Annotated in this window: 15 protein-coding genes; 8 read left to right on the top strand and 7 right to left on the bottom strand. The window is 50.1% G+C overall.

What is annotated here, in order from left to right:
• Positions 1–66: 66 nt before the first annotated feature.
• The 5 genes from lolC (at position 67) to pepT (ending at position 5,431) form a co-directional block, all read left to right on the top strand.
• Positions 67–1,269 (top strand): lipoprotein-releasing ABC transporter permease subunit LolC, encoded by a 1,203-nt coding sequence (gene lolC, locus BS639_RS19985; RefSeq protein ID WP_055783167.1) that lies wholly within the window; start codon positions 67–69, stop codon positions 1,267–1,269.
• Positions 1,262–1,966: a lipoprotein-releasing ABC transporter ATP-binding protein LolD gene (lolD, locus tag BS639_RS19990; protein ID WP_084984121.1), complete on the top strand. Its 705-nt coding sequence runs from the start codon at positions 1,262–1,264 to the stop codon at positions 1,964–1,966. The genes lolC and lolD overlap by 8 nt, the downstream gene beginning before the upstream one ends.
• 8 nt (positions 1,967–1,974) lie before the next feature.
• Positions 1,975–3,216, top strand: a complete 1,242-nt coding sequence (gene lolE / locus BS639_RS19995; RefSeq protein ID WP_139804153.1) for a lipoprotein-releasing ABC transporter permease subunit LolE — start codon at positions 1,975–1,977, stop codon at positions 3,214–3,216.
• Between the two features lie 51 nt (positions 3,217–3,267).
• Positions 3,268–4,098 carry a Sir2 family NAD+-dependent deacetylase gene (gene cobB / locus BS639_RS20000; protein WP_084984122.1) on the top strand — a complete coding sequence of 277 codons (831 nt, stop codon included), beginning with the start codon at positions 3,268–3,270 and terminating at the stop codon, positions 4,096–4,098.
• Between the two features lie 100 nt (positions 4,099–4,198).
• Positions 4,199–5,431, top strand: a complete 1,233-nt coding sequence (gene pepT / locus BS639_RS20005) for a peptidase T (protein WP_084984123.1) — start codon at positions 4,199–4,201, stop codon at positions 5,429–5,431.
• A 62-nt stretch (positions 5,432–5,493) separates the two neighbouring features.
• Here pepT and BS639_RS20010 read toward each other — a convergent pair whose 3' ends face one another.
• Entirely contained in the window at positions 5,494–6,837 is a 1,344-nt protein-coding gene (locus BS639_RS20010; protein WP_055783183.1) for an MFS transporter, read from the bottom strand.
• A 252-nt stretch (positions 6,838–7,089) separates the two neighbouring features.
• Positions 7,090–8,073 (bottom strand): LacI family DNA-binding transcriptional regulator, encoded by a 984-nt coding sequence (locus tag BS639_RS20015; RefSeq protein WP_055783186.1) that lies wholly within the window; start codon positions 8,071–8,073, stop codon positions 7,090–7,092.
• Positions 8,074–8,422: 349 nt separating this feature from the next.
• Here BS639_RS20015 and idnO point away from each other — a divergent pair, with 349 nt between their 5' ends.
• Together idnO and BS639_RS20025 are read left to right on the top strand one after the other, a co-directional pair.
• Entirely contained in the window at positions 8,423–9,187 is a 765-nt protein-coding gene (idnO, locus tag BS639_RS20020) for a gluconate 5-dehydrogenase (protein WP_055783190.1), read from the top strand.
• Between the two features lie 64 nt (positions 9,188–9,251).
• Positions 9,252–10,007 (top strand): SDR family oxidoreductase, encoded by a 756-nt coding sequence (locus BS639_RS20025; protein ID WP_084984124.1) that lies wholly within the window; start codon positions 9,252–9,254, stop codon positions 10,005–10,007.
• A 70-nt stretch (positions 10,008–10,077) separates the two neighbouring features.
• Here BS639_RS20025 and metC read toward each other — a convergent pair whose 3' ends face one another.
• Entirely contained in the window at positions 10,078–11,268 is a 1,191-nt protein-coding gene (gene metC / locus BS639_RS20030; protein WP_055783199.1) for a cystathionine beta-lyase, read from the bottom strand.
• Between the two features lie 13 nt (positions 11,269–11,281).
• On the bottom strand, positions 11,282–12,529 hold the full coding sequence (locus BS639_RS20035) for a dicarboxylate/amino acid:cation symporter (protein ID WP_407690322.1): 1,248 nt from the start codon (positions 12,527–12,529) through the stop codon (positions 11,282–11,284).
• Positions 12,530–12,694: 165 nt separating this feature from the next.
• Between BS639_RS20035 and BS639_RS20040 the strand changes: the two genes are divergently transcribed.
• Complete coding sequence (locus BS639_RS20040) at positions 12,695–13,582, top strand: LysR family transcriptional regulator (RefSeq protein ID WP_072156532.1); 888 nt, start codon at positions 12,695–12,697, stop codon at positions 13,580–13,582.
• Between the two features lie 48 nt (positions 13,583–13,630).
• Here the strand turns inward: BS639_RS20040 and BS639_RS20045 are convergent, their stop codons facing one another.
• The 3 genes from BS639_RS20045 to BS639_RS20055 are packed head-to-tail and all read right to left on the bottom strand — an operon-like array spanning position 13,631 to position 17,315.
• Positions 13,631–15,046 carry a cytochrome c gene (locus BS639_RS20045; RefSeq protein WP_084984125.1) on the bottom strand — a complete coding sequence of 472 codons (1,416 nt, stop codon included), beginning with the start codon at positions 15,044–15,046 and terminating at the stop codon, positions 13,631–13,633.
• On the bottom strand, positions 15,043–16,698 hold the full coding sequence (locus tag BS639_RS20050; RefSeq protein WP_084984126.1) for a GMC family oxidoreductase: 1,656 nt from the start codon (positions 16,696–16,698) through the stop codon (positions 15,043–15,045). The genes BS639_RS20045 and BS639_RS20050 overlap by 4 nt, the downstream gene beginning before the upstream one ends.
• Positions 16,698–17,315, bottom strand: coding sequence for a sorbitol dehydrogenase family protein (locus BS639_RS20055; RefSeq protein WP_084984127.1), 618 nt, complete (start codon positions 17,313–17,315; stop codon positions 16,698–16,700). The genes BS639_RS20050 and BS639_RS20055 overlap by 1 nt, the downstream gene beginning before the upstream one ends.
• Positions 17,316–17,626: the final 311 nt, after the last annotated feature.

Genomic DNA, 17,626 nt, shown 5'->3' on the forward strand with positions numbered 1-17,626 from the left:
TAAAGCGCAGGTAGCCTTTATTATCCTTGATCACTTTGCAATGAGCTACTGCACTTAACGGATTTCATGTATCAACCTGTCGCGTTATTCATCGGCCTGCGCTACATGCGCGGGCGAGCTTCAGACCGCTTTGGGCGGTTTGTCTCCTGGCTATCCACAATCGGCATTACCCTTGGGGTGATGGCGTTGGTTACCGTGTTGTCGGTCATGAACGGTTTTGAGAAAGATCTCGAAAATAATATTTTGGGACTGATGCCTCAAGCCTACATCACCACACCGCAGGGATCGCTAAATCCTCAACAAATTCCTCGCGATGCGGCGGCCAAACTACAGGGTGTTAACCGCGCCGTGCCGTTGACTACCGGCGACGTCGTGCTGCAAAGCCCCGGTAGCGTGGCGGTCGGCGTGATGCTGGGTATTGATCCCAATGAAAAAGACACGCTGTCGAGCACGCTGGTTGGCGTCACTCAGCAAGACCTACAGCCTGGACAGTATAAGGTCATTTTAGGCGATCAGCTTGCCCAGCAGCTAAAAGTTCAGCGCGGCGACAAACTGCGCCTGATGGTCACCAGCGTGAGTCAGTTTACCCCAGTGGGCCGAATCCCGAGCCAGCGCCTCTTTACTGTAGCAGGCACGTTTGCCGCCAACAGCGAGGTTGACGGCTACGAAATGCTGGTCAACATTCAAGACGCCTCGCGCATGATGCTTTATCCACAAGGCAACATCACCGGCTGGCGACTGTATTTGAACAAACCGCTCGATGTCGATTCGCTAAGTCGCCAGACGCTGCCGAATGGCACCCAATGGAAAGACTGGCGCGAACGCCGCGGTGAGCTGTTCCAGGCCGTCAGCATGGAGAAAAACATGATGGGCCTGCTGTTAAGCCTGATTGTTGCCGTGGCGGCGTTTAATATTATTACCTCGCTAGGTCTGCTGGTGATGGAGAAGCAGGGCGAAGTCGCTATTTTGAAAACGCAGGGCCTCACGCGTCGGCAAATCATGGCCATATTCATGGTACAGGGTGCCAGCGCCGGTATTATTGGCGCACTGCTCGGCGCCGTGCTGGGCGTGCTGCTTGCAACCCAGCTTAATACCATCATGCCGGCGATTGGCGTGATGCTCGACGGCGCCTCACTGCCGGTGGCCATTGAGCCAATGCAAGTGGTGATTATTGCGCTGGTAGCGATGGTTATTGCACTGTTGTCTACGTTCTACCCTTCATGGCGCGCCGCCGCCGCTCAACCCGCAGAGGCTCTACGTTATGAATAATTCTTTATTGTTGCAGTGCGAAAACCTCTGTAAGACTTACCAGGAAGGCAAGCTGAAAACCGACGTGCTGCGCGACGTGTCGTTTGCCATCAAGCCGGGTGAGATGATGGCAATTGTCGGCAGTTCCGGTTCGGGTAAAAGTACGCTACTGCACCTGCTGGGTGGGTTAGATTCGCCCACTGCGGGTGAGGTGGTGTTTAAAGGCCAGTCACTGAACGCCATGTCCTCTTCTGCCAAGGCCGAGCTTCGCAACCGTCAACTGGGCTTTATTTATCAGTTCCACCACCTGCTGCCGGACTTTACCGCGCTGGAAAACGTGGCGATGCCACTGTTGATAGGCAAGAATAAAGCCTCGGAAGTGCAGGACAAGGCCCGTGAGATGTTGGCCGCCGTTGGGCTGGAACACCGTAGTAAGCATCGTCCATCGGAACTTTCAGGCGGTGAGCGTCAGCGTGTGGCCATAGCGCGCGCGCTGGTCAACAGTCCTTCTTTGGTATTGGCCGATGAGCCTACCGGTAACCTTGACCAGAAAAATGCCGACAGCATTTTTGAACTGCTTGGCGAACTGAACGTACGGCAAGGCACCGCATTTTTAGTGGTAACTCATGATTTACAGTTGGCTAATCGACTCAGTCGCCAGCTTGAAATGCGCGACGGTAAGTTGCAGCAGGATTCAACTCTGCTGGGAGCGCGTTAATGTCAGCGATGCCTTTTTCCCTCCTCATCGGTCTGCGTTTTAGCCGTGGACGCCGTCGCGGCGGCATGGTGTCGCTGATTTCGGTTATTTCGACGCTGGGCATCGCACTGGGCGTGGCGGTACTGATCGTCGGCCTGAGCGCGATGAACGGATTTGAACGCGAGCTAAAAGACCGCGTGCTGGCAGTGGTTCCTCACGGTGAGATCCGCCCGGTTAATCAACCTTTTAACGGCTGGCAGGGTGTTATCGATCGCGTTGAAAAAGTGCCGGGCATTGTGGCCGCTGCCCCCTATGTGCAGTTTAGCGGCCTGATTGAAAACGGGGCCAAACTTCGTGCTTTGCAGGTGAAGGGCGTTGATCCGCAGCAGGAAGGACGCATCAGCGCGGTGCCAAATTTTGTTCAGGGCGATGCCTGGCAGAATTTTAAAGCCGGTGAGCAGCAAATCATTTTGGGTAAAGGCGTAGCCGATGCCCTCAACGTTAAGCAGGGCGACTGGGTGACGGTCATGATCCCCAACAGCGACCCTGAGATGAAGCTGCTGCAACCTAAGCGCATTCGCCTGCACGTTACCGGTATTTTGCAACTCAGCGGCCAGCTTGATCACAGTATGGCGATGGTTCCCCTGACCGATGCCCAGCAGTATCAGGACATGGGTACCAGCGTGACCGGAATCGACATCAAAGTTAATGATGTCTTTGCTGCCAATAAGCTGGTGCGCGATGCGGGTGAAGTCACAAAAGCGTATGTCTACATTAGCAGTTGGATAGGGACTTACGGTTATATGTACCGTGACATTCAGATGATCCGCGCCATTATGTATTTGGCGATGGTGTTGGTGATAGGCGTTGCATGTTTCAACATTGTCTCCACACTGGTGATGGCGGTTAAAGATAAAAGCAGCGATATTGCGGTGCTGAGAACGCTGGGTGCCAAAGATGGGCTGATTCGCGCAATATTTATTTGGTACGGCCTGATGGCGGGGCTGGTGGGCAGCGTGTGTGGCGTAGTGATTGGCGTGATTGCCTCTCTGGAATTGACCAATATAATTAACGTGCTGCAAAAGCTGATCGGCCATAAACTTCTGTCTGGTGACATTTATTTCATCGATTTCCTGCCGTCGGAACTGCATTGGCTAGACGTCGTTAGCGTGCTAGGAACTGCGCTGGTGCTGAGTTTGCTCGCCAGTTGGTATCCCGCACGTCGCGCCAGCCGTATCGATCCCGCAAGAGTGTTGAGCGGCGGTCAGTAACCAGATTTCCGATTAAAGATGTTTTTCGGGTAAAGAAAAGGAGCGGTGAATATGCGCACACGCCATCGGCTGCGTCGGTTTCGCAAAAATAAGCGCATACGCCATCAGCGTTTTAGGTCGAATATTTTCCACCGCGACAGCATGGCCGCCGCGGAGTTGAAAAGGCCCTTCGTGGTCGTGCTCACGGGTGCCGGTATTTCGGCTGAATCCGGGATACGCACATTCCGCGCTGCGGACGGACTGTGGGAAGATCACAAGGTTGAAGACGTGGCCACGCCGGAAGGATTTCGACGTGACCCAGAGCGGGTGCAGGCGTTTTACAACGCACGACGCCAGCAGCTTCAGCAGGAAGAAATCCAGCCCAATGCCGCTCATCAGGCGTTGGCCGTGCTCGAAGAAGCCTTGGGTGATAACTTCCTGCTGGTGACACAAAATATTGATAATTTACACGAGCGTGCAGGCAGCTCTCGGATATTGCACATGCACGGTGAGCTGATGAAAGTGCGATGTAGCGAGTCGGGTCAAGTGTTTGACTGGCCCAAAGACTTATCGGTCGATGACCGTTGCCACTGTTGTCAGTTTCCTGCACCGTTGCGCCCTCACGTGGTGTGGTTCGGCGAAATGCCGCTGCGCATGGATGAGATTTACACCGCGCTGGCCAAGGCCGATTTTTTCATTGCTATCGGGACCTCGGGCCACGTCTACCCAGCAGCGGGATTTGTGCATGAGGCGCATATTCAAGGGGCTCACACCTTCGAACTAAATCTTGAACCAAGCCAGGTCGAAAGCCAGTTTGATGAGCGGATTTATGGCCCGGCAAGCACTGTAGTCCCCGAGTTTGTGCACGCCTTTCTGACCAACAAGAGCGAAAGCTGGAGCTAGCCTAGCGGCGTTGGGTAACCGTGCTAACAATGACCTGACGCAATATTCAAGATATTCAGCCTGCGCATAATAAACCTCTGTCGCCCGAGGATGCTTGAATATGGATAAGTTGCTTGACCGTTTTCTTCACTATGTCTCTTTTGATACCCAGTCAAAAGCTAACGCAAAATCCACGCCGAGCAGTGATGGCCAAATAAAACTGGCACAATCACTGCGCGACGAACTCATTTCACTGGGGTTCGACCAAGTGACACTCAGCCAAAAAGGCTGCGTGATGGCCACGGTGCCAACTAACGTTAGCTGGCCAGTGCCGGTCATTGGTTTTATTGCCCATCTTGATACCGCTCCCGATTTTACCGCTAAGCACGTCAATCCACAGATAGTTGAAAGCTATCGCGGGGGCGATATCGCGCTCGGCAACGGTGACGAAATTCTCTCGCCGGTGATGTTTCCCGTGTTGCACCAGCTTCTCGGCCACACTCTGGTCACTACTGATGGCAAAACGCTGCTCGGTGCCGATGACAAAGCCGGAATTGCCGAAATCGTCACGGCAATGTTGCGCCTTAAAAATAGCGATATGCCTCATGGTACTGTGCGTATCGCTTTTACGCCGGATGAAGAGATCGGCAAGGGTGCGCAGAACTTTGACGTGGAGGCCTTTGCCGCTGAATGGGCCTATACCGTTGATGGCGGCGGCGTGGGTGAGTTGGAATACGAAAACTTCAACGCCGCGTCGGTCACCCTAAAAATAGTCGGTAATAATGTGCATCCGGGCAGTGCAAAAGGGGTGATGGTCAATGCGCTGTCGCTGGCTACCCGTTTTCACGAGGCGTTACCGACGGATGAAAGGCCTGAAAACACCAGCGGCTATGAAGGGTTTTACCATCTCACCGGAATAAAAGGCAACGTTGAGCGCGCCGAGATGCACTATATTCTGCGCGATTTCGACCGAGGCAATTTCGACGCTCGCAAACAAAAGATCCTCGATTTGGCGCAGTGGCTGGGGGAAGGGCTGCATCGTGAGTGTTATATTGACGTCACCATTGATGACAATTACTACAACATGCGCGAAGAGGTGATGAAGCATCTTCACGTCATTGATTTGGCACGTCAGGCAATGAAAGACTGCGATATCAAACCGCTCGTGCAACCGATTCGCGGTGGTACCGATGGTGCTCAGCTTTCATTTCGTGGCCTGCCTTGTCCTAATATTTTCACCGGTGGCTACAATTTTCATGGCAAGCATGAATTTATTACGCTGGAAGGCATGGAGAGTGCGGTGAAAGTGATTATGCGGATTGCGGAGCTGACGGCGGAAAGCGCGCGAAAATAGACGTTGTTATGAAAATCCCCCGCAATAGCGCGGGGGATTGCAGATGAACATGAGAGAGACTATTAGGCCACTGCCCCGTTAGTTTTGTACTTCGCGCGGGTTCTGGCGTAATGCTCGGCCAGCGCGATGGCTTTGGCACCCGGCACCAAGGCAATATCGCACTCTTTCGGCAGCAGAGCGGTCACTGCGGCGGCAATCAGCAGGGAAACAACCAGTGCATAAATCGCCGTGCTCTGGCCGTAAAGACTCACTAATACACCCACCAGATACGGACCACAGAAGCCGCCCAGATTTCCCAAACCATTGATAACACCACGCGCACGGCCCGCCACTTCAGGTGTCGTCACTTTACCCGGAATAGTCCAGAAGGCGCTAGTTGCAGCCTGCAGGAAGAAGCCTGCACCGACCAAGAAACCATAGGAGGCCATCACGTTACCTTTCGCCGTCACGGATGCGGCCAAACAGGCGGCAAAGCCAATTAACGGTAAGATAATAAACATTCTGCGTTTACCGGTTTTATCGGAGAAGATAGACATCACCAGAATACCCAGCATAGTGCCCACGTAAGGGACAATCGCCAGCAGGCCAACGGAACTCATGTCACCGCCGGTGAGATTCTTCAAAATGGTCGGCAGCCACAGGGTGTAACCATAAATCCCAGTCTGGTAGAAGAAGTTAATCACAATCAGCTTCAGAATAGACTTGTTGCGGAACACCTCTTTCAGTGGTGCATCGTCAACTTTTGCCAGCGCTTTCAACGCTTCCCGTTCTCGATTAAGCTCGGTCACCAGATAGTTGCGTTCACGGTCAGAGAGCCATTTGGCCTCTTCAGGACGGTCACTGATGGTGAACCACCAGAACAGCATCACCACCACCGACAGCATACCTTCGATGATAAACAACCAGCGCCAATCCAGCGCATCCAGAATATAACCGGACAGCGGTGCGGTGATCATCCCGCCGATAGGGGCAAACATCAGAACATAAGCGTTGGCACGACCGCGTTCAGCGTCCGGGAACCAATTGCTGACCATGGTTAATACTACCGGCAACATACCGCCCTCTGACACGCCGAGCGCGAATCGGAGGAACAAAAGTTGGTATTGGTTGGTCACTAGGCCGGTCAGTACCGAGATAACTGCCCAGGCAACCAGCGAGCAGGCGATGAATTTTCTGCCGCTGCCGTGTACGGCAATACTGCCTCCGGGCACCTGTAAAAAGAGATACCCGATGAAGAAGATACCCGCAGCCAGTCCAGCCATTGAGGACGTAATGCCCAATGCACTGTCCATACCGCCTGGCATCGCGAAGCTGATGTTAACTCGGTCCATGAATGAAATAATGCAGGCAATTAATATCGGCGTAATAACGCGTAACCAGCGGGCTTTAGGTATTTTATTATCCATGGGTACACCTCGTTTATTCACAGACGCATTCCATCTCAAGGAATGAATAAATACGCGAATTCGGTTGGTATCTGAAATAAGGCATTGGGATGTAATGTTCTTATTAACCTGATCCGGCGATGCTCTAATAAAAGCATTTTCACCGATATATTTCGTGACTCAGCTCACGTTAGATCATGTTAAAAAAGGATGTTACTGGTAACGTGATCCTGCCCCCATGCGGTGGGAGCAGGCTTGCAGAAGGGATTGACGTTAAATAGTCCCGCCGAGGGAGATGCGATAGTGCAGGTCAACTCTTTCAATTGTAGGGATTTTATTGATTTTTTTAAGCATGATTTCCGCGCCCACTTTACCCATTTCAAAGCGCGGTGTAATAACACTTGCCAGCGCAGGCGTGGTGGCTAAACCAATATCGAGCCCGTGAAATCCGGAAATTGCCATATTCTCGGGAACCTTAATCCCCAATCTAATACACTCCTGTAAAACGCCCACCGCGATGTCGTCATTTGTGCACAGCACCGCATTGATGTCAGGATTATTTTGCCTTGCCAGGGTTAACATGCCCGCGCCAATAGAGACCGATGAAACTTTATTGGGCGTAATATGCTGGGCAATAAGTTGGTTATCTTCCATGGCCTTACGATAACCCTCATACCGATTCATATCGCGGGCATCGGACATGGAGCCAAAATACACCACCTGCCGTTTACCGCTGGCAATTAACGCCAAAGCCATGTCGTAACCGGCCTGAAAATTATCAAAACCGACGGCGATGCGGCCGTTGGCATTTTCCAGACTCATCAGCTGCGCTATCGGAATGTCGGCTGCGTTCAGGTATTTTTCAGCCTTCAAGGTGTGTACGGAATCTGTAAGCATCAGCCCGGCCAGGCGGTAGGTCAGCAGGTTAATGATGTGCTCTTCTTCGCGCTCTTTGCTGTAATCATAATTAACCACCAGCGTTTGATAACCCTGCGCGGAGGTTACGGACTCGATGCCTGCCAGCAAATCCGAGAAAATTTGATTGTTAAAGGAGGGGACGAGAATGCCTATCTTTTTGCTTTTATTCTTTTTTTCAGTCTCTTCTAGCGGAAAACCAACTTCTTGCATCACTTTGGTAATGCGTTCGCGCGTTTCAGGTGAGACTTTTTCTGGCGTGCGCAGAAAGCGGCTGACGGTCATTTTTGTGACGTCGGCGAGTAACGCGATGTCCTGCAGTGTGACGCGTTGGTTTCTCATCCGGGAGTCCTGCTGGTGCTAAAAGGGAGGAAAACTAATGCCTTCTATGTTACCAAATTGGCCCTGTCTTAACAACGCACACGGGGAAAGCAAAACACTATGACTATCAGGATGATGACACATTTTGTCGCGGTGTATTTTCTACCTGATGATTAAAATTTGGCTTAGTTTTAACGAGACGGATGACTCGGATCACGCTTGAGGTAACAGAGTTTGTTAACACTTTATAAAGTGATCTGCATCACAGTTTGTCGAGTGGTAAACCGGTTTGATTAACCTAGATAAAATTCATTCATCTTGCTCGTGGGTATCACGGACATTTTCGCTAGGTAACGTCAGGAAAATCACAATGACAAATTTATTCTCGCTGGATAACAAAAAAATCCTGGTCACCGGATCTTCACGCGGTTTGGGATTCCTGTTGGCAAAAGGTTTGGCCGAGCACGGCGCCGAAATCATTATCAACAGCACTACGCAGGAATCAGCCAATAAAGCCGCAGAAACCCTGCGTGCGGCGGGCTTCATTGCACATCCGGTGGCGTTTGACGTGACCCACTCTCAGGCTGTGCAGCAGGCTATCGACAAAATCGAAAGTGAAATTGGCCCGATTGACGTGCTGGTCAACAATGCCGGTATTCAGCGTCGCCACAAATTTACCGAATTCCCCGAGAAAGACTGGGATGACATTGTTGCCGTAAACCAAAAATCCGTTTTCTTGGTTTCACAGGCCGTTGCCCGCTATATGGTTAAACGCGAGCGAGGGAAAATTATTAATATCGGTTCCATTCAGAGCGAACTGGGTCGCGACACCATCACTCCGTATGCGGCCTCTAAAGGCGCGGTCAAAATGCTGACACGGGGTATGTGCGTCGAACTTGCCCGCTATAATATTCAGGTTAATGGCATCGCACCGGGTTATTTCAAAACGGACATGACACAGGCGCTGGTGGACAACAAAGAGTTTTCAGATTGGCTGTGTAAGAGAACACCTGCCGCGCGCTGGGGCAATCCTGAAGAGCTGATCGGCGGCGCTGTTTATCTTTCATCCCGCGCTTCCGACTTTGTGAATGGCCATTTGCTGTTTATTGACGGCGGCATGATGGCGGCGGTGTAAGTTTGCTGAACTGATTAACGACTCCGCTGAGCAAATTTAAAACAGGCAGACTTTGGGAAATATTATGATCAACACTAAAAAGAAAATTGCTCTGATTACCGGAGCGGGGAGCGGCATCGGGCTTAGCGCCGCCAAGTCTCTGGTTGCCAGCGGTTTTCTGGTCATTCTTACCGGACGCAGTCAGGAAAAGCTCGATAAGGCTGCTGCGCAGTTTGAGCAGGGGCAGGTTCATGCTCTGACTGTTGACGTCACCAGCCCTCATTCAGTGGCCGCGCTGTTTGCAACCGTTCACGAAACCTATGGGCGCCTTGACGTGCTGTTTAACAACGCCGGCACCAATGTGAAAGAGCAACCGATTGAAGATCAGCCCTACGAAGACTGGCTGGCGGTCATCAATACCAATTTGAACGGCGCCTATTTGTGTACTCAGGCGGCGGTGCGGTTAATGAAACAGCAAACGCCAATGGGCGGTCGAATTATCAATAATGGATCAATTTCGGCCCATACACCGCGGCCTTACTCCGCAGCTTATACCGCAAGCAAGCACGCCATTACCGGTCTGACCAAGAGTACTTCGCTCGACGGTCGCCAGTACAATATCGCCTGTGGGCAAATTGACGTGGGCAATGCGGCAACGGATATGGGGAATAAAGCGCTGAGTGGTCGACTACAGGCCGATTTTGAACTGGCGCAGGAACCGGTAATGCCTGCTGATAAGGTGGGAGACGCCGTGGCGTTTATGGCTAATCAGCCCGATGGCACTAATATTCTGACGCTAACGGTAATGGCTACCGCGATGCCGTTTGTGGGTCGCGGATAGTTTCATTTAGCGACAGTTTTCTGCCTGTGCTGTTTTACAGGCAGAAAACAACCAGCGACTAGAAATAAGGCTAACTGATCCTCTCGAATCCTGCCTGCAAGTCTTCCAACAAATCCTCAACGTTTTCTAAGCCAATATGTAAGCGAATCAATGTTCCCGTAAACGTAACGCCCGTTGCCGGACGAATTGCCGCCATCTCTTCGGGTTGATTTGCCAGAATCAATGACTCGAACCCGCCCCATGAATAGGCCATCTTAAAGTGGGTGAAATGGTCCAGATAATGGGCGAGTTCAGTATCATCGAGTTTAGTATCAAGAATGAATGAAAATAAACCTGACGATCCGCTAAAGTCTCTGACATAGAATTCATGGCCAGGACATTCAGGCAGGGCAGGATGATTAACGCGCGCCACCTTAGGATGTTTTGCTAACCAGTTGGCAACCTCAATACCACTTTTATGGTGCTGAGCAAGTCTCACTCCGAGAGTACGTAATCCGCGGCTGGCAAGATAAGCGGTGTCGGCATCAACCGTTTGTCCCATCAGATAAGAGTTTTCACGAAGCGTGTCCCAACAGCGGGCATTGCTGACAGCGGTGCCGATCATGGCATCAGAATGGCCAATGATATATTTAGTACCCGCTTGAATGGAAATATCGACGCCGTGCTGGAGTGGTTTAAACAGCACACCAGCCGCCCAAGTATTATCTATCACTATAATGATTTCAGGATTAATCGATTTTATTTGCTTAACCAATCCAGGAATATCTTGTACTTCCATGGTGATCGAGCTTGGCGACTCTAGAAAAACGAGACGCGTATTCGGCTGAATTAAATCTGCGATCCCACTAGCACTGCTCATAATAGGCGGGAAATAGGTCGTCGTTACCCCGAGACGGGTCAACGTTTTAGTGCAAAAATCCTGAGTCGGTTCGTAGGCACTTTCGGTGACTAAAATATGATCGCCCTGTTTAACGAAGGCCAAAATTGTATTAGCAACGGCCGCCGCACCGCAGGGATAAAGTGAACAGCCTGCGCCACCTTCAATCTCGGTCATGGCTTGTTGTAAAGCAAAGTGGGTTAATGTTCCACGGCGACCGTAGAACAGCTCACCTTCGGCCCTGAGCTTTGTCGCCTGCTTTTTACTCGCTACTGAATCAAAGACAATAGATGAGGCGCGTTGCACCACCGGATTGACCGCGCCGTGGCAAAACTTTTTGTCTCTGCCTGCATTAACTAACATTGTTTCTATTTTATTCGACATGATATTTCCTTTTTTAAACGTCAGTAGCGAGTTGATTTGTAGGGGAGGTGTCTTCGGCGGCGGGTTTTTTATTGCCGCAAAATCGTTGAATTATTTGGGTCGCGTTGAGATCGTTCACCACGTTGAGCATCGTGGCTGGGGCGTCAGTGATAGCGCCTAAAATAACCAACATTGGAATAGCTTCGAGCGGTAATCCGAGGGTGGTAACAATAAATATCTCGCCGAGGAAGGCTCCGCCAGGCACACCGCCAACAATAATGGCTGAAATCACCGCAATCATGAGGGTCAGCAACAGCGCTTGAGTATCAAACGGGATGCCTAATATCTGATAGATAAACAGGACTTTTAGCGTAGCGATCATTGCCACGCCGCCCTTGTTTAAGTTGGCAAGCAAAGGCAGGCTGACGTTTAATATGTCATCATTAAGTCCCATTTTTTTTGCCGCACGAATAGTCACTGGCAACGAGGCGAGTGAGGAGCAAGTTCCTAATGATGTCGCCGCAGGTTCCATCATACATTTCCAGAAGGATTTGATGGCCGGAAGGCCTCCTGCTATCCATGAATAAAACGTTGAGGCAAAAATAAAGTAGACCAGGCTGGTAACAAAGAACATAGCAATGACGCTACCAAAAGTTATCACCAGTTTAGGGTCCTGACTGGCCATAGTATCAGCGAAATAACAGCCCAGTCCCAGCGGTGCCAATTTCATTATGATTGAAATTAACTTCATAATAACGTCGTTGGCGGCGTCTAATAACGACGATATTTTCTGACCTGACTCACCGGCTTGCCCGATTGCAATACCGCCGATAATCGACATGATGATGAGCGCTAAAATGTTCTTTTTGCTTAACAGGCCAATAAAATCGCTGGCCGTGACCATTTCTACAAAGTTCATTCCTCCGGCATTACCCTGAAATGATTGCTCAAAGGTGACAACTATTCCTTTCGCTGGGTTGTATATTTCATGCAGGCCAATCATGGTTAATGATGCAACTAAAGGCATGAGTAAAGAGATGATGATGACGAGCAGGAGTATTTTGCCCAGCTTTCTGAGGTCAGTCATTTTTGCGATTGAAGACATCACACTGACACCGACTAGCGGAACAATGGTCATAAATAGTAAGTTTAAAAATATTTCACCGATTGGTTTAACTTCTTTTGCAATCGAGGGGAATGTCAGACCAATAAAGCCGCCTATTGCCAAGGCAATAACCAGTAATATTGATGATTTATAATTTTGTAATATTGCTTTCAACATTTATTCACCTTAGTTAGTTGTTGCACTAACGTATTGGTTAAATTTATTTTATAATTAAAACTTATAGGGGCTTTTTTGGTGTTAATCGTACTGATACGATTCTAATTGATTTGCAATCATGCTTTACTATTGTTTTATGGAAACACTTTTTCATTAAAGTTGAAAATGAATAGTCTAAGACATCCTTCACTTAAACAGATTGAGAGTTTTGTTCGCGTTGCCGACTTGCTCAGTATTAGTGATGCTGCATATTCGTTAAATGTAAGCGTTTCATCTGTGAGTAAAAGTTTGCAATTACTTGAAAGTTTATTAAATGTTACGTTAATAAAACGAACCACTCGAAGTTTATTTCTAACCGATGCAGGACGTCATTTTTATGAAAAATCTAAAAATCTCTTGGACGATCTTGATGAAACATTAAGCTCAACAATTCATTTTAATCAAAGGCCCAGTGGAGAACTGAAGTTAACCTGCTCTATGGCCTTCGGTTATACCCACATTTTTTCATTGATTAATGAGTATGTTAAGAAAAATGACAGTGTCACATTTGACGTTGATTTGAACGATAGGTGTATCAATCTAAACGATACCCACTATGATATTGCTCTCAGAATAAGCACGCTCCCTCCTGAAAATTATTCCATGCGCAAAATTTGTAATATTGATTGGGTATATTGCGCCTCAATGGAATATCTACTTAAAAAAGGGACGCCTGAGTCAATGAGTTGTCTGAGTGGCCATCATTTTTTTAGTTATCCTCTTATGAATTCAAGTACTATTGAAAGTAATAAAAAAATTCAAATTACTAAAATAAACTCAAGTTTGGCTATTTTGAAATGCGTGTTGAATCATCAGGGGATAGCTTACTTGCCGCTGTATTTGGCCGGTGAGCATTTAAAAAGTGGCAGGTTAGTTGCACTCAATCTTGATGATAAGATTATTTATAAAACACATCATCTGTATGCTTTGTATTTTCCCGCTAAATTCAGTAATCCGCGAGTAAGAACCTTTATTGATGCATTAACTGAAAGATTTCAACAGCCTTTTATATAAAAAAGGGAGAGTTGCTGAGCAACTCTCCCTTCTCAATAGACTCGAAAGTTAGCGAGTACGGGTTTTACGCCTTCTCACCAGCCAGAAGATAAGCAGAAGTACAACAACTACGCCTATCACCATTGCCGGTGCCATGAAGGGCTGTAGCTTGGCCAACAGCGTCACCGGACCGCCGCCGCGCAGCACGGCCACGTCGTGTTCCGTAACCTGAATGTCTGGATTACCGTAGTTTGTCAGCACGTAGTTAGAGATATCGGCGATCTGTGCGTCGGTTAACTGACCCACGTAGGAGCCTTCGCCAAACTTCGGCATCAACACGTGCTGGTCACCCACCTTGCGATCAACGCCGTAAAGAATGGCGGAAATCAGGTTGGAGGCATTGGTCAAGCCGGTTGCGGTATTGTTAAACAGCGAAGGATAAGCCTGATTTTTACTGCCGCCGCCGTCAGGTTGATGACAACTGGCACAATAGCCGCTGAACAGAGCCGCACCGCCGATAATGGTGTTATTGGCGTTATAAGGATGCGCACCGCGTAGACCATTTTCAACGTTTACCTGCTTCGGACCAAAGCTGTCTGCGGCCTGTTTATCAGCAGGGTCCCGCACCGGTGTGCTGTTTTTCAGGTAAAAGGCGATGGCGTTAAGGTCAGACTCCGGCAGGTATTGCAGACTGTTCTGCACGGCTTCAGCCATCGGCCCGGCCGCCTGATTTTTACCTAAAGTACGGCCAGTTTTCATGTACTCAACCAGCTGAGCCTGCGTCCAATTACCAATACCACTCACCGGATCAGCACTGATGTTCGGCGCATACCAAGGCCCCACCATGCCTCCTGCTAGCGGTTTCGACGTCACTTCCCCCATCATCAGGTTGCGTGGCGTGTGGCAGGTATCGCAGTGGCCAGCGCCGTTAACCAGATAAGCGCCGCGGTTCCACTCGTCGCTTTTAGACGGGTCAGGCTTGAAGGCCGAGCTGTCGAGGTACAGCATATTCCAGCCCGCCATCGCGATACGCATATTAAACGGGAAGGGGAGTGCGGTGATCTTGGTCGGCGCTTCAACCGGTTCCACGCCGTGCTGGAAGTAGGCATACATCGCCTTGATATCGTCATCGCTCATGTGGCTGTAAGACGTGTAGGGCATTGCAGGATAGAGGTTTTCACCGTCTGGGCGCACGCCATCGCGCACCGCGCGGCTGAACTGCTCTTCGGTATAGTTGCCGATACCGTACTTTTTTGACGGCGTAATATTGGTGGTGAAAATGGTACCCATCGGCGATTGAATCGGATAATCACCGGCAAACGCTTTGCCACCTTCCGCATTCGTATGACAGGCCTGACAGTCGGCTGCGGTAGCGACCTGTTTTCCTTTGGCAATCAGGTCCAGTTGGCTGTCCTGTGCCGATGCCAGTCCAGCAAAACCGCCGAGTACAGCACTCAGCAAGCCTAAACTCAGTAATTTTTTCATGCATGACCTGCCAGAGACTTAGCCATATCATCAGCGGCTTTGAGCGCCAGGGCTGCCATGGTCAGAGTACTGTTGACCACGCTGGATGAAGGAATTGCACCGCCGCCCGGCAGCCACAGGTTAGCGTGGTCGTGGGTGCGGCAGTCACCATTTACCACCGAGTCTTTAGGGTCGTTGCCCATGATGGTGCCGCCCATAATATGGTTATTGGCGTTCAGACTGGTGGTGATGTTGAAATCCTCGGCCATAAACAGTTTGCCGATCGCTTCCAGCTGCTTATGCGCGGCTGTGGCGCCTTCACGCACATAGTCACCGACATCGTAATGAATATCCGGGCAGGGCAGTCCGTGTGGATCTTTACGGGTTTTACTCAGTGTCAGACGGTTATTCGGGTCAGGAAGCGGTTCAAGGCTGATGGATAAATCAACGCCATAAATTGAGCGGCGACGAATTTCTGCATCCAGTTCTTCACCCACTAGGCCCATTTGTAGCGCTTTGTTGGTGGCAGGGATCACCTGGCTGATGTTGTTGAGGATCATTTTGTTGGCCGAGTAACTGGAGCGGAAATCACCGTCGCGGGGGCCGACCAAACAGCTGCTCTGCGCAGGACCACGACCGATCCACAGCGGTTCCGAGGCAATAAAGGTGCAGTGAAAGCCGGAGTGATCCATCATGTTACGGCCAACGTGGTCAGAAGAGTTGGCAATACCGTTCGGGTTTTTTTCGTTAGCGGCAATCAGCAGCAGGCGCGGGGTTTCAATGCCGTTACAGGCGAGCGCGAACACCTTACCGGTGGCTTTGTGCGACTGTTTTTTGTTATCGAGCCAGTGAACGGCGGTCACGCGGTTGTTTTCGTCAGTATCAATTTTGTAAACCACGGATTCTGCCAACACCACAGCGCCCTTGTTTTCAGCACGTTCAACGTGACTGATGCCATTGTACATAGCGCCAATCGGGCAAATAGGCTGGCAGTTGTTGTTACCGCAGCAAGTTGGGCGACCGTTCCACGGACGTGTGCTGCGGCCCTGCGGAATCGGCACTGATTTAAAACCGTGCGGGTTGACCACTTCAGCGAAACGGGTATCACCGTAGGCGTAAGGTACCTGCTCCATCGGATAAGGTTTGCTGCGCTCAGACGGGGACTGAAGCTCGGGGTCACTGGGACCGGCCACGCCAATTTCGTCTTCGGCGCGGCAGTAATACGGCTCCAGCTCTTCATAGGAGATTGGCCAGTCGCGGCCCACACCATAAAGGGTTTTCATTTTGAAGTCGTTGGGCAGGTGACGCCAACAGGAAGCAGCCCAGTGCCAGGTCGTGCCGCCGACGGTGCGCAGATAGCCCTGCTGGAAGCTGCTGGCGCTCGGGCCGGTCAGATTCACATAGTTATTTTTTGGAAAATAGAGCGGGGCGGGGGCCAGTTCCGATTGCGGATACAGTCCCTGAAAGTCGGAGCCAGCGCGGTTGGCAAACGGCATATTGCGCCAGTTTTCCACTGCCTGTGCGCGCTCGATGCGTAAACCGGCTTCCAGCACCAGGACGGAATGTCCCAAACTCACCATCTGGTCGGCAATCATGCCGCCAACAATCCCTGAACCAACAATAATGACGTCAGCAGAAGCGTCGCCGTCTGCGGTAAAAGTAGGTTTATTCATTATGCTTTACTCGTGTTATCAAGGTCGGGCGTCGCTTTCAAGCGCTCTTCTTTCATATATTCCGGCATCGAAGCCGCAGGGGGGGCGGCGGTAAACCACAGCGGGCCGTTGCCACAGTAGGTAGGTACGATCAATCCATCGCTAACTGGACGGTACATCAGCGCGTCTTTATAGGCGATCAATATGGAATCGGTACCATTTTTAACTGTGCCGGTGTACCAACCTGTAATAATGCTGGTCAGCAGGTCACCAAGACCATTTTGCTTGGCGATCTCCTGAAACTGTTTTGCACGCAGGCTAGGTTGAAGCAGCGAATACAGTTTGCTTACCTGCGCAGGAAACTGAGGATTACCCTGATAGAACGCGTTGAAAAAGCGCGCCGACATGCCCGGGCTCAGATCCTGATGCTCAGTAATTGCCTGAGAAATCATAAAAAACTGTGAAAAAATGACCGGGTCACCGGTCGCGGTATCTTTTTCAGCCTGGGTTAAAAATGGAAAACCCAGCAGCGTAGCAGCCACCATTGCCGAACCCACGCCTTTAAGCATGTTACGACGACTGAAACCGGTACCATTTTTTTGGGTGGTTAAGTCAAAAGGTGAAGGATTTTTGTCCATCTCAACTCTCTTTAATTTCGGGTGAAATAAGCCAGCGGCTTGCCAAAAGTTATTATTATTTTTTTTAACGTAGAGGCGCAGGGCCTCTTGAAGGAGGTTCAATGCCTCAGTGATAGGGTAATCCAGTAAAAACGGTGTGGATGATAATCCCACACCAACTAAAAGGCGCTAACAAATCGTGCTAAAAAATAACATTCTGTTTTCATTTTGGTTCAATTTAACAATCAAATAACAATTTAGTTCCTGGGAATGATAAAATTAACCTTAAGTTATGAATCATTTGGTTCGTTTTGTGGTGTCCGAATATGTAT

This window comes from Rouxiella silvae (assembly GCF_002093625.1).
GTDB classification, from domain to species: domain Bacteria; phylum Pseudomonadota; class Gammaproteobacteria; order Enterobacterales; family Enterobacteriaceae; genus Rouxiella; species Rouxiella silvae.